This window comes from Chromobacterium sphagni (genome assembly GCF_001855555.1).
Taxonomy (GTDB): Bacteria; Pseudomonadota; Gammaproteobacteria; order Burkholderiales; family Chromobacteriaceae; genus Chromobacterium; species Chromobacterium sphagni.
The window spans coordinates 1-16,810 of the sequence record NZ_MKCT01000018.1 but is presented as its reverse complement, the minus strand read 5'-3'; the positions used below and the strand labels follow the sequence as shown (position 1 = coordinate 16,810).

At 63.0% G+C, this 16,810-nt stretch carries 6 protein-coding genes and 1 pseudogene; 6 read left to right on the top strand and 1 reads right to left on the bottom strand.

Annotated features, from left to right (window positions below):
- Nucleotides 1-100: 100 nt before the first annotated feature.
- Complete coding sequence (gene dnaK / locus BI344_RS10955; RefSeq protein ID WP_071112989.1) at nucleotides 101-2,026, top strand: molecular chaperone DnaK; 1,926 nt, start codon at nucleotides 101-103, stop codon at nucleotides 2,024-2,026.
- A 121-nt stretch (nucleotides 2,027-2,147) separates the two neighbouring features.
- Nucleotides 2,148-3,275, top strand: a complete 1,128-nt coding sequence (gene dnaJ, locus BI344_RS10950; RefSeq protein WP_071112988.1) for a molecular chaperone DnaJ — start codon at nucleotides 2,148-2,150, stop codon at nucleotides 3,273-3,275.
- 127 nt (nucleotides 3,276-3,402) lie between these two features.
- Here dnaJ and BI344_RS10945 read toward each other — a convergent pair whose 3' ends face one another.
- Complete coding sequence (locus BI344_RS10945) at nucleotides 3,403-4,518, bottom strand: porin (RefSeq protein WP_071112987.1); 1,116 nt, start codon at nucleotides 4,516-4,518, stop codon at nucleotides 3,403-3,405.
- A 15-nt stretch (nucleotides 4,519-4,533) separates the two neighbouring features.
- On the opposite strand from BI344_RS10945, the gene BI344_RS24825 reads away from it, so the two are divergent.
- From BI344_RS24825 to BI344_RS23430, 4 genes and pseudogenes are all read left to right on the top strand, one after another.
- Nucleotides 4,534-4,782, top strand: a complete 249-nt coding sequence (locus tag BI344_RS24825; RefSeq protein ID WP_206600369.1) for a hypothetical protein — start codon at nucleotides 4,534-4,536, stop codon at nucleotides 4,780-4,782.
- A gap of 694 nt (nucleotides 4,783-5,476) precedes the next feature.
- Entirely contained in the window at nucleotides 5,477-6,205 is a 729-nt protein-coding gene (locus BI344_RS10940) for a POTRA domain-containing protein (RefSeq protein WP_071112986.1), read from the top strand.
- A gap of 15 nt (nucleotides 6,206-6,220) precedes the next feature.
- Nucleotides 6,221-7,165: pseudogene (locus BI344_RS10935) on the top strand (ShlB/FhaC/HecB family hemolysin secretion/activation protein); the annotation flags it as partial.
- Nucleotides 7,166-7,201: 36 nt separating this feature from the next.
- Nucleotides 7,202-16,810 (top strand): two-partner secretion domain-containing protein (locus BI344_RS23430; RefSeq protein WP_071112984.1); only part of this gene is annotated, 9,609 nt, incomplete at its 3' end.

Here is a 16,810-nt window from a genome sequence, read left to right as displayed (position 1 = left end):
TCGACAGCCTCTTGAAAAGATCGGCATAGCCAATATTTATTGAGACAACAGGCGCTGACTATTAGTCGACGCCGGAACGAATCGAGAAAAGGAATACATCATGGGTAAAATCATCGGTATCGACCTGGGCACCACCAACTCCTGCGTGGCAGTGATCGAAGGCGGCAATCCGAAAGTCATCGAGAACGCCGAAGGCACTCGCACCACCCCGTCCATCATCGCTTACGTCGAGGACGGCGAAATTCTGGTGGGCGCGCCGGCCAAGCGCCAGGCGGTGACCAACCCGAAGAACACCATCTACGCCGCCAAGCGGCTGATCGGCCGCCGCTTCGAAGACAAGGAAGTGCAGAAGGACATCGACCTGATGCCTTTCGAAATCCTGAAGGCCAAGAACGGCGACGCCTGGGTGAAAGTGCGCGACCAGGAACTGGCTCCGCCGCAAATCTCCGCCGAAGTGCTGCGCAAGATGAAGAAGGCCGCCGAAGACTACCTGGGCGAAGAAGTGACCGAAGCCGTGATCACCGTGCCGGCCTACTTCAACGACAGCCAGCGCCAAGCCACCAAGGACGCCGGCCGCATCGCCGGCCTGGAAGTGAAGCGCATCATCAACGAGCCGACCGCGGCCGCGCTGGCCTTCGGCCTGGCCAAGCAGGAAGGCGACCGCAAGATCGCGGTTTACGACCTGGGCGGCGGCACCTTCGACGTGTCCATCATTGAAATCGCCGATGTGGACGGCGAGCACCAGTTCGAAGTGCTGTCGACCAACGGCGACACCTTCCTGGGCGGCGAAGACTTCGACCAGCGTCTGATCGACTACATCGTCACCGAGTTCAAGAAGGAACAGGGCGTCGACCTGAAGAAGGACGTGATGGCGCTGCAACGCCTGAAGGAAGCCGCGGAAAAGGCCAAGATCGAGCTGTCTTCCGCCACCCAGACCGAGGTAAACCTGCCTTACATCACCATGGACGCCACCGGTCCCAAGCACCTGGCGATGAAGATTACCCGCGCCAAGTTCGAAAGCCTGGTGGACGATCTGATCACCCGCTCGATCGAACCGTGCCGCGTGGCGCTGAAAGATGCCGGCGTGTCGCTGTCCGACATCACCGACGTGATCCTGGTCGGCGGCCAGACCCGCATGCCGAAAGTGCAGGATGCGGTCAAGGAATTCTTCGGCAAGGAACCGCGCAAGGATGTAAACCCGGACGAAGCCGTGGCCGTCGGCGCCGCGATCCAGGGTTCGGTATTGTCCGGCGACCGCAAGGACGTGCTGCTGCTGGACGTGACCCCGCTGAGCCTGGGCATTGAAACCCTGGGCGGCGTGATGACCAAGCTGATCCAGAAGAACACTACCATCCCGACCAAGGCGTCGCAAACCTTCTCCACCGCCGACGACAACCAGACCGCGGTGACCATCCACGTGCTGCAGGGCGAGCGCGAGAAGGCGGCCGCCAACAAGTCGCTGGGCCAGTTCAATCTGGGCGACATCCCGCCGGCGCCGCGCGGCATTCCGCAGATCGAGGTCGAGTTCAACATCGACGCCAACGGCATCCTGCACGTGTCGGCCAAGGACAAGGCTTCCGGTAAGCAGGCCAACATCACCATCCAGGCGTCTTCCGGCCTGTCCGAAGCCGAGATCGAGCGCATGGTGAAGGACGCCGAAGCCAACGCCGAGGAAGACAAGAAGCTGCACGAGCTGGTGACCGCGCGCAACCACGCCGAAGGCCTGATCCACAGCATCAAGAAATCGCTGTCCGAACATGGCGACAAGATCGACGCCGCTGAAAAGGCCAAGATCGAAGACGCCGTCAAGGCGGCCGAGGAAGTGGTGAAGGGCGACGATAAGGAAGCCATCGAAGCCAAGGCCGAAGAACTGGCCAAGGCCAGCCAGAAGCTGGGCGAAATCATGTACGCCCAGGCCGCCCAGGCTGAGGGTGCCGCCGCCGAGGGTGCGCAAGCCCCCGGCGACAAGCAGGACGACGGCAACGTGGTGGACGCCGAGTTCGAAGAAGTGAAAGACAAGAAGTAATCGTCGCATCACGCTGAACGAGGCACAGGGAATGGCGGAGAAGGTCTCCACCGGCCTCTGTGCCTTTGCCGCATCAAGACGATAGGGCTGGCCCGCCGGGCCGGCCGGAGAGTGAAAGACAATGTCGAAAAAAGATTTCTACGATGTGCTGGGCGTTAACCGCGATGCGTCCGACGACGATATCAAGAAGGCATATCGCAAGCTGGCGATGAAGTATCACCCGGACCGCAATCCGGACAGCAAGGAAGCCGAAGACAAGTTCAAGGAGGCGAAGGAAGCCTACGAGATTCTGTCCGACAGCCAGAAACGCAGCGCCTACGACCAGTTCGGCCATGCCGGAGTGGACCCGCAGGCGGGAGCCGGCGGCGGCCAGGGTTTTGGCGGCTTCGGCGATTTCGCCGATATCTTCAGCGACATCTTCGGCGGCGGCCAGCGCGGCGGCGGCGGTGGCGGGCGTTCCAACGTTTATCGCGGCGCCGACCTGCGCTACAACATGGAAATCTCGCTGGAAGAGGCGGCGCGCGGCTGCGAGAAGCAGATCCGCATCCCGTCGCACGAGTCCTGCTCCACCTGCAACGGCAGCGGCGCCAAGCCGGGCACCTCGCCCAAAACCTGCTCCACCTGCGGCGGCCACGGCCAGGTGCGGATGAGCCAGGGCTTCTTCTCCATCCAGCAGACCTGCCCCACCTGCCACGGCACCGGCAAGCAGATCACCGATCCGTGCGCCAGCTGCCACGGCGCCGGCCAGAAGAAGACCACCAAGACGCTGAACGTCAAGATCCCTGCCGGCGTGGACGAGGGCGACCGCATCCGCCTGGGCGGCGAGGGCGAGCCTGGCCAGAACGGCGGCCCGGCGGGTGACCTGTACGTGGTCACCCACATCAAGCAGCACGCGGTGTTCCAGCGCGACGGCATGGACCTGCACTGCGAGATGCCGATCTCCTTCTCCACCGCGGCGCTGGGCGGCGAAGTGGAAATCCCGACGCTGGACGGCATGGCCAAGGTTAAGATCGCCGCCGAAACCCAGAGCGGCCGCGTCTACCGGCTGCGGGGCAAGGGCGTGAAAGCGGTGCGCGGCGCTGAGTACGGCGACCTGCACTGCCATGTGATCGTTGAAACGCCGGTCAAGCTGACCGAACGCCAGAAAGAGCTGCTGCGCGAGTTCGAAGCCATCAGCCAGGGCGATGTGGCCACCCATAATCCGCGCTCCAAATCGTTTATGGACAAGCTGCGCGATTTCTTCGAATAAGCCGCCGGTTTTTCCGCCACGCGCCAGCCTGATTTCAGGCTGGCGTTTTCTCTGGCGCGGGCGGCGCGAAAAGCAAGACAGCCACCCATGCGGGTGGCTGTCTGCACATTCCGGAACCGGGGATGGCTTAGAAGTTGTGCTTCATCATCGCCCAGATGGTTGTGGAGGTGGACTGGGCATGGCCGTTGATGAGCTGCGCGTCGTGGTTTTCCTTGACCTGGCCGTAGCCTGCCTGCAGCAGGGTGCGCTTGCTGACGGTGTAGTCCAGCGCCGCTGCCCATTGAGTGGCGCCCAGGCTGTAGCGCACGCCGTCAACCTTGGCGTCGCCGCGCTTGGAGTAAACCACCGACGGCTTGAAGTTGCCGAAGGCGTAGGCGGCGTTGATGGCCCAGGTGGTGTTTTCCAGCTTGTTGGCGTTGAGGGTGGCGATGGACGGGAAGTTGCCGATGCCGGCGAGTGCCGGGCCGGATCCATCACTCTTCTGAGCGTGGGCATTGCCATACAAGGTCACCCATTGGTAGGTGGCCGCTAGATAGAGGTTGTTGGCGTTGTAGCCGCCTTCCAGCCGGTTGGTGGCGCTGTTGCTGCCGCCATTGGTATTCAGCGCGCCGGCATAGGCCCAGGCGCCGAAGAAGCCGCTGTTCTGGTAGGCCACGCGGGTGCCGACCTTGTCGCCTTGTTTCATCTGGCCGGCGGCCTGGTTTTCGCCGGCGCCGTATTGGGCGGTGAGGCTGAAACCGTACAGTTCCGGCGAGTCGTAGCGGATGCCGTTCTTGAAGCGGGAATCGCCATAAGCGCCGAACACGTCGGTGGCTTCGTACAGTGGGAAGCCGGTACCCATATTGTCGCGGAAGGGGCCGTACAGGTTATCGGTGGATTCGCTGTCGCCCAGCACGTCGGTCAGGTAGCCCAGGCGCACCTTGCCGAAGCCGCCTTCCACGCCGACATAGGATTCGCGGTTGGCCAGCTTGCCGGAGTCGGTGCTAGCGAAGCCTGAAGTGCCGTCCAGCGACAGGCCGGTTTCCACCTGCCAGATGGTCTTCAGGCCGTTGCCAAGGTCTTCCTTGCCACGGAAGCCGATACGGCTGCCAAAGTCGTCGACGCCAAAAGTGGAGTTGTAGTTGTTGGCGCTGTTCTTGGTTACGGACACGCCGGCGCGCAGCGATCCGTACAGGTTGACATCAGCTTGTGCGAGCGCAGGGATGGTCGCGGCAATGGCCGCGACAAGGATGGTTCTCTTCATTTTCTCTAAAACCCTTTGTTTAAACTTGCCACATGGGCAGCTGGCAAGGCGGTGCTTTTTTTATTCCGCCGTTGTGAAGGGCCAGTGTGTCTTGGCGAAAAGTTCCCCGTCAAGAAACATTTATTAACAATCAGAATCATTTCTCTTGAAATGATGAATGCATTTATGGACGGTTGTTTGACATTTCCCAGCAATTTTATTGATATCAATGGCTTGCTGGCGCATTTTTCCATTCCGAATGGCGGTTTGTTTTTAATATGCTAAATGAAATTCAGTTAATCATTTTTAACATGTCATTTTTTGTTGCATTTATGCAAATTTCTGCACCAGCAACTTTGCATGCCAAATGAGTTTATCGGCGGTGCTACGGGGTGGTATGGCTGAATATTGGGTAAGTTATGAGAAAATTGCATTCTTTATTGTTATTGAATGATTGTTAGACCAAGTATGGCGAGCCATTATTAGGTTAATTTTATTGCCACATGTCACATTTTAATCTGCTGTCGGCTTGATTGGTTGCATGAGTAATATGCATGGATAGCGCTGCAGCCGGGTAAGCGACGGGTTGTTCCCTAGCTTATGTTGCCGCCGTTTTGGTGTTGAATATTATGGCAAGTAAATTGCCATTTTTGCGAGATGTCGCGTAGCGACAGTTTAAGAGGGCGATGGGCCTGGTCACGGTCGATCTGATAGGGATGTCATGGCTAGTGGAGCCATGGTTAAAAGCGCCGACGGCTGGCTGCCGTGTGTGGTGGTGTTACCAACCGCTGTTGCGCTTTGCTTACTTTTTGAAATTTAATTTCATGATTTTTCACAATTGAGTGAATGGTTTCCGGCAGGGCTGTTTTCTTTCAATATCATGTCCTTGTGTAGTTTATAAGTATTTTTACCTAAAAAATATTCCTACAACTTTGTTTACAATACGGCATCATTATTTGTTAACAATAATTAAGCCGTAATGAACAGAATCTTCCAGGCCGCCTTGTCGGGCGGCCTGTTGCTGCCTACCGTCTGCCTCGCCGCCGCGTCATCCTCCCTGCCCCAGCAGACCGACCAACTGCTGCGTCAGCAACAGCAACAAATCGAACAGCAACGTCAGTCGTTGCAACAGCGCCCCGATGTGTTCCTGCCCGCGTCGGAGGACACTGCAAGGCTGCCCGCGGCCCAGACGGCAACCCCGTCGGCCGCCTGCTTCGCCATCCGGTCGGTGCGGCTGGACGGTGCGCCGGCGGACTGGCTGGGCTGGCTGCAGACCCAGCCGCTGCTGGGCGGCTGCGCCGGCTTGGCGGATCTGAATCGACTGGTCGCCGCCCTGACCAATGCGCTGGTGGCGCGCGGCTTCGTCACCAGCCGGGTCTATCTGCCGGAGCAGAACCTGCGCAGCGGCGAGCTGCGGCTGGTGGTGGTGCCGGGGCGCATCCACGCCATCCGGCTGAAGGAAGGCGGCAGCGACGCCGGCCTGCGCACGGCGTTTCCCACCGGTCCGGGCGAAATCCTCAATGTGCGCGACCTGGAGCAGGGCCTGGAGCAGCTGGGCCGACTGCCCGGCCAGCAGGCCACCATGGAAATGGTGCCGGCAGACGCGCCGGGCGACAGCGATGTGGTGGTGACGCGGCAAGGCGGCCGCCCGCTATCCGGCGCGCTGACGCTGGACGATTCCGGCCAGGACGCCACCGGACGCTTGTAAAGCACCGCCAGCCTCAATTTGGCCGGCCTCACCGGCCTGAACGACGTGCTGTCGCTGTCGTGGAGCCAGGACGCCGAGCATCCGGCATCCCCGTTGAGCCAGTCGGCCTCCGTTTCCTGGCTGCTGCCGCTGGGCGACTGGACCGGCTTTGTCAGCTATAGCGCCTTTTCCTACCACCAGACCGTGCAAGGCGTGAACCAGGACTTCACCTCCAGCGGCCACAGCCGCAACACCCTGCTGTCGCTGTCGCGGCTGCTGCATCGCGACCAGAACAGCAAGACCGAATTGAAAGCCAGCCTGACGCGCAAGGCGTCGCGCAGCTTCATAGAGGATGCCGAGGTGGTGCAGCAGCGGCGCGACCTCACCATCGCCGGCCTGGAACTGAGCCACCGCCGCTATCTAGGCGAAGCGGTGCTGGATGCCAGCGTGGGCTACCAGCGCGGCATCGGCGCCTGGGGCGCCCAGCCCGACACGCTGGCGGCGCAAGGCGGTCCCACCGCCCGTCACGAGCTGTACCAGGGCAGGCTCAGCCTGCAGCTGCCCTTGCATGCCGGCAGCTACACCCTGCGCTGGAGCAGCGAGCTGCGCGGCCAGTACAGCCCGGACCTGTTGATGTCCAGCGAGCAGTTCGCTCTTGGCTGCCGCTGCACGGTGCGCGGCTTCAACGGCGAGGCGCTGGTGGGGCAGAGCGGCTATTACCTGCGCAACGAGCTGAGCTGGCCGCTGCCGCCAAGCCAGGGCTGGGCCTTCGAGCCGTATCTCGGGCTGGATGCCGGGCAGATTGCCCGGCCGGCCTACGACAGCGGCCCCGACCGCACGCTATCCGGCTGGGCGGCCGGCGTGCGCGCCAGCCTGGGCAGCCACCTGTCCGCCGAACTGACCCACGAGCGCGCGCTGCATCAGCCCCAAGGCTGGGACCGGCCCGCCATCACCCATTTCTCTATCACCGCGCAGTGGTAAGCCCGCGCTCCTGCTCCGTTTTCCTGAACTGACATCATGAACAAACATCTCTATCGGATCATCTTCAATCAATCCCGCGGTCAATTGATGGTGGTGCAGGAAGACGCCAGCGGGCAGGGCAAGGGCAACGGCGCCGAAGGCATCGGCGCCACACTGGCGGCCAGCTGCCGCGCCTTCAGCCTGCGGCTGAGCGTGCTGCTGATCGGCCTGGGGCTGGGCAGCAGCGCCTTGGCGGCCGACATCGCCGCCGACCCGCATGCGCCAGCCGGCAAGCAGCCCGGCGTGATCCAGTCCGCCAACGGCCTGCCCATCGTGCAGATCGCCGCGCCCACCGCCGCCGGCGTGTCGCACAACCAGTACCAGCAGTTCAACGTCGGGCCATCCGGCGCGCTGCTCAACAACAGCGCCACCAATGTCAGCACCCAGCTGGCCGGTTACATCAGCGGCAACCCCAATCTGAAGAACGGCAGCGCCCGCATCATCCTCAACGAAGTCACCCAGCCCAATCCCTCGCAACTGCGCGGCTACCTGGAAGTGGCCGGCCAGCGCGCCCAGGTGGTGATCGCCAACCCCTGGGGCATTAGCTGCAGCGGCTGCGGCTTCATCAATACCCCGCAAGCCACCCTCACCACCGGCGTGCCGCAGCTGAACAGCCTGGGCGCGCTGACCGGCTACCGGGTGGCCGGCGGCCGCGTCAGCATAGACGGATCCGGCCTCAACGCCGCCAATCTCGACAGTTTCGCCATCATCAGCCGCGCGGTGGCGATCAATGTCGGGCTGTATGCGCAAAAACTGGACTTGGTGCTGGGCCGCAACCAGGTGGACGCGGCCACCCTGAAGGCGCAGCCGCTGGAGGCCGGCGCCGCCGACGCCCCCGGCTTCGCGCTCGATGTGGCGCAACTGGGCGGCATGTACGCCAACGCCATCACCCTGGTCGGCACCGAGAAGGGCGTAGGGGTCAACCAGCAGGGCACCCTGGCCGCCCAGGCCGGCGACCTGCAACTGACCAGCGCCGGCGACCTGATCCTGCGTGGCAAGACCTACAGCCAGGGCAAACTGACGCTGCATGCCGACGGCCAACTGCGGCACGATGGCGTCACCCGCGCCGAGGGCGACGCCGTGGTGCAGGTGGCTGGCCAGACCACGCTGGAGCAGACGCTGAGCGCCGGAGGCGACCTCAGGCTGGACACAGGCTCCTATCAGGGCGCGGGCGTGCTGGCGGCCGGCTCCCAGGCCGACGGCAAACTCAGCGACCATGGCCGGCTGGCGCTAAGCAGCCAGGGAGAACTGCAAGGCGGCGGCCAATTGCTGGCCGGCGGCGATGTCAGCCTGCGGGCCGACCATGGCAGCCTGGCCGGCGCCACCGTCAGCGCCAGCCATGGCGCGCTGGACATCCATGCGCGCGGCGATCTGAACGCCCAAAACGCGCAACTGAGCGCCGCCGCCGGCGCCCGCCTGACCGTGGATGGCGCCCTCGACAACCGCCAGGGCCAGCTGTCCGCCGCCCAGATCGACCTGCAACTGGGCGCCTTGGACAACCGCCAAGGCCAGATCGTGCAGAGCGGCGCCGCGCAGTCCGCCTGGCACATCGATGGCGCCGTCGACAACCGCAACGGCCTCTTGGCCAGCGCCGGCGCGCAACTGACGCTGCACGCCGCCAGCCTGGACAACCGCCAGGGCCAGATCGCCCATGGCGGCAACGGCACGCTGAACCTGACGACCGGCGCGCTGGACAATAGCCAACACGGCCGCCTGGCCAGCGATGGCCAGCTCAGCCTGCAAGCCGCCTCGCTCGACAACCGCGCCGGCAGCCTGATCGGCAACCAGGGCGCCGCCGTCACCGTGGCGGGGCAACTCAGCAACGACAGCGGCGTGCTGGGCAGCGACGGCCAGCTCAGCCTCGCCGCCGGTGCGCTCGACAACGCGACCGGTCTGATCCAGGCTGGCAAAGACCTGCAGCTCTCCGCGCAAAGCCTCAGCAACGCCGACAAGGGTCAAATCCTGGCGCTGGGCAAGGATGCGACGAGCACGCTGACCATCGCCAACGACCTGCATAACCAAGGCAAGATCGCCGGCAACGGCCAGCTCGACGTCAATGCCGCCACCGTCGACAACGCCAAGGGCACCTTGCAAGCGGCCGGCGCGCTCAACCTGACCAAGCAAACGAGCCTGATCAATGGCGGCGGCCACCTGGCGGCGCAAAGCCTGAACCTCAACGCCGACAAGCTGAGCAACCAGGCAGGCGAAATCTACGCCCAGCAACAGCTGACCAGCCGCCTCAAGACCCTGGACAACAGCCAGGGCAGCCTGATCGGTGGGCAGAGCGTCGATTTGACTGTAAGCGACAAATTGCACAACGACGGCACCCTGGGCAGTGACGGCCAAGTCAAACTGAACGCGGGCCAACTTGACAATGCGACCGGCACCATCCAATCCGGCAAAGACCTGCAGCTGACCACTAACAGTCTAACCAACGCCGACAAAGGCCAAATCCTGGCGCTGGGCAAGGATGCGACGAGCACGCTGACCATCGCCAACGACCTGCACAACCAAGGCAAGATCGCCGGTAACGGCCAGCTCGACGTCAACGCGGCGACGGTGGACAACGCCAAGGGCACGTTGCAGGCTGCTGGCCAGTTGAACTTGACCAAGCAGAGCAGCCTGACCAACGATGGCGGCCATCTCGCCGCGCAGAGCCTGAACGTGACGGCTGACTCGTTGAGCAACAAGGCGGGAGAGGTGTACGCGCAAGGCCAACTGACCAGCCAGTTGAAGACCTTGGACAACACGCAGGGCAGCCTGATCGGTGGGCAGGGCGTCGATTTGACAGTAAGCGACAAGCTGCACAACGATGGTACGCTGGGCAGTGACGGCCAGGTCAAGTTGAGCGCCGGGGCATTGGAGAATGCCCAAGGCACCATCCAGTCCGGCAAGGACCTGCAGCTGACCGCCACTTCTCTCTCCAGTGCTGACAAAGGGCAGATTCTGGCCCTCGGCAAGGATGCCGCCAGCATCGTCGACGTGGACGGCGAGCTGCATAACCAGGGCAAGTTGGCGGGTAATGCCGACCTGACCGTCAACGCGGCGACCGTCGACAACAGTAAGGGCACGCTGCAGGCGGCGGGCCATCTGGAACTGTCCAAGCAAAGCGGCCTGACCAACGATGGTGGTCATATCGCCGGCCAGAGTTTGAAGCTGAACGCCGACAGCCTGAGCAACCAGGCCGGTGAGATCTACGCGCAACAGCAGCTGACCAGCCAGCTGAAGACCCTCGACAACAGCAAAGGCAGCCTGATCGGCGGCCAGGGCGTCGACCTTACTGTCAGCATCCAACTGCACAACGACGGCGTGCTCGGAAGTGACGGCCAAGTCAAGCTAACCGCCGGCAAGCTGGAAAACGCCGCCGGCACGATTCAATCGGGCAAGGATCTGCAACTGACCGCTGCCTCGCTTACCAATGCCGACAAGGGCCAGATCCTGGCGTTGGGCAAGGACGCGGCGAGCCAAGTCGATGTCAGCGGCGAGCTGCACAACCAGAGCAAGCTGGCCGGCAACGCCGATCTGACCGTCAACGCGGCCAGCATCGATAACAGCAAGGGCACCTTGCAGGCGGCCGGCCATCTGGAACTGTCGAAACAATCCAGTCTGACCAACGACGGCGGCCATATCGCCGCCCAAGGCCTGAATCTGAAGACCGACACCCTCAGCAACCAGTCCGGGGATATCCGCCAGATCGGCGCGGGCGAGGCCAATCTGCAGATTGGCCAGTCCTTCAACAACCAGCAGGGCAATTTGCTGAGCAACGGCGGGCTGACGCTGGATGCCGGCCAGCTCGACAACCGTCAGGGCGCGCTGGGCAGCCAGGGCGCGCAAGCATTGACCGTGCGGCAAGGCCTGAATAACCAGGGCGGCACGCTGGCCAGCGGCCAGACGCTGACGCTGACCTTGCGGGGCGCGCTGGACAATCAGAAGGGGACATTGCAAGGCGACAGCCTGCAGCTGGACGCCGCCAGCCTGGACAACCGCGGCGGCGGCATCAAGGCGCTGGGCGCCGGCGACAGCCGGATCCAGCTGGATGGCAAGCTGGACAACTCCGCAGCCGGCGCACTGGCCGCCAACGGCAACCTGAAGCTGACCGCCAATCAACTAGATAACAGCGGTAGCGTGTTGCAAAGCGCCGCCAAGCTGGATGTCCAGCTGAAGCAGGACGCGCAAAACGGCGGCGGCACGCTGCAGGCCGGCCAGCTGAAACTCAGCGCCGCCAGCCTGGGCAACCAGCATGGCCAGATCGGCCAGGCCGGAGAGGGGCAGGCTACGTTGGCCATCAGCGGCCAGATCGACAACAGCAAGCAGGGCAAGATCACCTCCGGTGGCCAACTGCAAGTGACCGCAGGCGACCTCAACAACAACCAGGGCGTACTCAGCAGCCAGGGCGACCTGACCTTGAGCAGCAAGGCGCTGAACAACCAGCAGGGCACGTTGGGCAGCAACGGCGCGTTGACGCTGAACGCCGGCAGCCTGGACAACAGCGGCGGCCTGCTGCAAGCCGGCCAGACGCTGCAACTGGACAGCGGGAGCCTGCGCAACGCCGGCGGCAAGGTGCTGGCGCTGGGCGCCGGCGATAGCCGGCTGACCGTGACCGGCCAACTGGTCAACGGCGGCCAGATCGCCGGCAACGGCAACTGGCAGCTGAAAGCGCAGGGCCTGGACAACGGCGGCGGCAGCGTCTACGGCCAGCGCAATCTCGCCATCGACACCGTGTCGCTGGCCAATGCCGGCAGCCTGCTGGCCGGACAAGACCTGTCGCTGAAGCTGCAGCTGCAGGGCGACTTCGTCAACGCCGCCGGCACCCAGCTGCAGGCCAACCGCAACCTCAGCGTCAGCGCCAGCGGCAACCTGGTCAACAACGGCCAGCTGCAAAGCAGCGGCAACCTCAGCCTGAGCGGCGTTAACTGGACCAACAACGGCAGCGTCAATATCGGTGGCACGCTGAGCACCCAGCTCAGCCAGAGCCTGGTCAATGCCGGAAGCCTGGGGGCCGGCGCGCTGGACATTCATGCCGCCAGCCTCAGCAATACCGCCTCCATCACCGCCGGCGACATCGCCATCCAGGCCGGCAGCCTGGACAACAGCGGCGGCAAGGCGCTGCTGGCCTCGGCCGGGGGCATGGCGCTGAATATCGGCGGCACGCTGAACAACCACGACGGCGCCTGGCTGTACAGCCAGGGCGATATGCGCATCGGCCAGGCCGGCGCGAAAACCGGGCAGGTGGTGAATCACGTCGCGACTTTGCAGTCGGATGGGAATATGTTGATTGAGGCGGGGCGGGTGAGCAATGAGTCGAATCCGGTCTCGGTGAGCCAGAGTTCGAGTCAGAGTTCAACGAGTAAGACCGTATTAACTCCGTATGGCGAGGCGGCACAGCATAGCTCTGGAGATGCAAGAAATGCTCCTCCATATAGCTTAACTATGCTGGGGGATGGTGAGAGTTATTTTATTGGATTTAATACTTCAGGCAGTTGCCCAGAGCAGGGGTGTGGAGTATATGGTGCTGATGATGTTCGTATAAAAGTATTGAAAGATGATAGAAGTCGGCATGTGTTGACAGTAGCTTTTGTCGATGGGTATTCAATGACTGACCAAAGTGGGACTGGATACATAGCGAGTGGAAAAAATGCTGGGCAAAGAGCTGGTGGAAGAGGCGGGCAGGTATCTTTTGGTCGGAATGTTCCAACTGATGTGTATTACTTTGGCAATCCAGTGAATGGGCAGTATTCAGTATTTGGCTTCGATTTTGGTAAGCCGCCATATGACCCAAATATTAATCTCTTACCCCAGGATCTTGCTAATGTTGCAGTTTCAGGTCGGGACGTTATTGCTAATCCTGGGGAAGTTTATAGAGTAACGACTACTCGGGTGGCTATCGATGTAGCTAGCGGTTTGGCAAACCCTGGCCGTATTCTGGTTGGTGGCAGTATGAACGTTAGCTCCGGCGATGTGGCGAATACCTATAGTTCAATCTCGGTCGGTGGTAATCTAAACATGTTGGCTGGCAATCAGGTGAAAAATATCGGCCAGCAGCTGTTAAAAACTACCACAACCACAACTCAGAGCAATTACAACTGGGGAAGAGCCGATAGCCCGACTGTTGAAACGCATACTGAGGTTTTGGGCTCCCTCGACGCCACCGTCGCCACCAACCAGCACCTAAGCCTGCAAGCCCCCACCATCGTCAATGGCAAAGACGCGGCGCGGGTGAATGTGTCCACTGTGGCCGGCAATGCCGTCAATAACCAGTCGGCGGTGAGTCAGGCGCAAGGGCAGGCGATCAGCGGCGCCGGCCAGCAGGCCGCGACAGCTGGTCAAACTTTGCAAGGCAGCGTGGGTGAGGCGCAGGGCGCGCAGTTGAATGGCGCGCTGTCCGGCGCGGATGGCCAGAAACTGAAGAACGGTGGGGTCGATGTCGCCGCCGGCGGCCCGTTGGCCAAGACCTATCCACCGGCGCCGGCAAACCAGCAGATCATCCTGCAGGCCGGCGGTACCAAGGCGGGCAATCCGGTGGCGGGCGGCTACGCGGTGCCCGACAACGGCATGTTCCACGCCAAGCCGGCGCCGCAACAGCCGTATCTGGTGGAAACCAATCCGCAGTTCACCCAGTACAGCAAGTTCATCTCGTCCGACTATCTGCTGAAGCAGCTGAATTACGACCCGAGCAGGGTAGAGAAGCGCCTGGGCGACGGCTTCTACGAACAGCAGATGGTGAGCAAGGCCATCACCGACATGACCGGCAAGCGCTTCCTGTCCGGCTACGGCAACGCCATGCAGCAGTACCAACAGCTGATGAGCAATGGCGCGCAGTACGCCAAGGCCTTCCAGCTGACGCCGGGCGTGGCCCTGTCCGCGGAGCAGATGGCCAAGCTGACCTCAGACATGGTGTGGCTGGTGAAGCAGAACGTGGGCGGACAGGACGTGCTGGTGCCCATGGTGTACCTGGCTCATGCCGATCAGCAGTCCCTGCGCGGCCAAGGCGCGGTGTTGGCCGGCAGCAGCATGACGCTGCTGGCCGATGGCGACCTGGTCAACAATGGCACGCTGAAGAGCGACAGCACGCTGCTGGCGCAGGCCAACAATATCCGCATCGAGGGCGGCAAGGTGCAAGCCGGCGGCGACCTGGGCCTGAGCGCCAGGCAGAACCTAGTGGTCACCGATGACGCCGTCCACAGCCAGGCCGGCAGCAGCATACAGGCCGGCGGCGATCTGCAACTGCAGGCCGGCAACGACCTGAAGCTGCAGGCGGCGGAGGTGCAAGCCGGCGGCAACGCCAGCCTGCTGGCCGGCCATGACCTGGACATCGCCAGCCGCGAAACACGCTACAACCTGGGCGACAGCAACCGCTACAGCAGCTTCCAGTACCAGCAGGTGGACCACACAGGCAGCCAGCTGAACATTGGTGGCAACCTGGTGCTGAGCGCCGACAATAATCTGACCTTGTCCGGCAGCGGCGTCAAGGCGGGCGGCAGCGTATTGGCTCTGGCTGGCAACAACCTGACGCTGGAGTCCACCCAGGACAGCAAACACGGCGCAGCCAACTGGTGGGGCGGCGGCTACGACACCTTGAGCCAGAGCCACGACGCCTCGCTGCTGCAAGGCGGCGGCGATGTGCTGCTGAAAGCCGGCGGCGACCTCGGCTTTGTTGGCTCGTCGGTTCAGGCCGGAGGCAGCCTGGCCGCCCTGGCCGGCAAGCAGCTGACCGTGCAAAGCGAGGTCAATACCCATCACGACATCGGCTACAACTGGGGCAACAGCCACAACTGGCAAACCGACAGCCTGACCGTGGCCGGCCTCTCCAGCAAAGGCAGCTTGCAGGCCAGCGCCGGCGGCGACGCGCTGTTGAACGGCGCCAGCCTGTCCAGCGGCGGCAAGCTCGCCCTGTCCGCCGGCAACGACATCCAGCTGGGCGCGGTGGCGACGGAAAGCCGCAGCGACAATACCTGGGGCGACACCGTTCGCAACAACTACGACCTGACCCGGCATGGCACATCGGTGCAAGGCGAAAGCGGCCTTGCGCTGCAAGCCAAGCGCGACATCGCCACCCAGGCCGCCAGCCTCAGCAGCAACGGCGCAGCCTTGCTGGCAGCTGGCCGCGACATCAACCTGGGCAGCGCCGCCGATGCCCACAGCGACTACAGCAAGACCGTGCGCTCGTCCGGCGGCTTCTTCAAGCATAAAACCACCACCGACATCAGCGCCCATCAGAGCACTACCCAAGTGGGCACCAACCTGTCCGCCGACACCATTCGCGTCCAGTCCGGCCACGACCTGAACATCGTCGGCAGCCAAATGGCCGGCAGCGGCGATGTCGACCTGCAGGCTGCCAACAACGTCAACATACTGGCCGGCACCAATGCCAGCCAGAGTTTCCAGTACCACCACGAAAAAACCTCCGGCCTGTTCGGCCTGGGCGGCGCCGGTTTCATGGTGGGCAGCAAGGAGTTGACCGACGCGCTCAACGCCAACGGCGTCACCCAAAGTCAGAGCAAAAGCCTGGTGGGCAGTCTGAAGGGCGACTTGTCGGTACAGGCCGGGCAGAACCTGCAACTGCAGGGCAGCAGCCTGAGCGCGCTCAGCGGCAATGTGGATGTCGGCGCCAAGAGCGTCACCGTGGCCGAAGGCCGCGACATCATGGTGGTGGACCACGATCATGTCGAGAAGCAGCGCGGCTTCAGCGTCACAGAAGTCAACACGCTGCGGAATACCTTCGACAACCTGAAAGACATCGTCCACACCCAGCGCGGCTTCGGCCTGCTCAAGGGGCTGAGCAACGAGATCGCCGCCAGCACCTCGTCCCAGCAAGGTGTTGACATCGCCTATTCCACCAGCGAGCAGGGCAGCCATGAACACAGCCGCGCCATCAGCAGCGTCGGCAGCGCCATCCTGGCTGGCGGCGACATCCGCTTGCAGGCCAGCGGCAAACCGGCCTATGGGTCCGGCAGCGGCGATCTGACCGTAGCCGGCTCCAGCTTGCAGGGCGGAGGCAAGGTGGACCTGTTCGCCAGCGGCAACGTCAACCTGCTGGCCGGAGTCAACCAGCGCCAGGACGACAGCAGCAGCTACAGCCGCGCCACGCGGGTATCGCTGTACAACCAGCAGATGGGCGACGTGATCCGCGCGCTGGAGGGCGGCCCCAACCACAGCGGCACCTCGTTGTCGCCGTACAACCAATTGCGCGCCGACAGCGTCGGCAGCCGCCTCGATCAGCAACTGCAATCCAGCCAGATCCGCGGCGACCAGATCCGCGTGGTCAGCCTGGGCGGCGACGTCAATGTGGTGGGCGCCGCGTTGCAAGGCGTGCGCGACGTCACCGTGGCCGCCAGCCAGGGCAGTGTCCACGTGTTGAGCGGCACCGAGGTTTACCAGAGTAGCCAGGACAGCCATGGCTTCACCGTAGGCAATCTCGGCGGCGGCAATCACAGCGCCACCGTCGGCGTGCAGCACACCCAGGACCAGCTGGCTGCCAAGGGCAGCGTGCAAAGCGGCGGCTTCAGCCAGATCGAAAGCCAGCAGGGCAATGTCACGCTCAGCGCCGCCGACGCCGTCACGGTGGCGGGCGCCCGGCTGGCGGCGGGGCAGGACCTGTCGCTGATC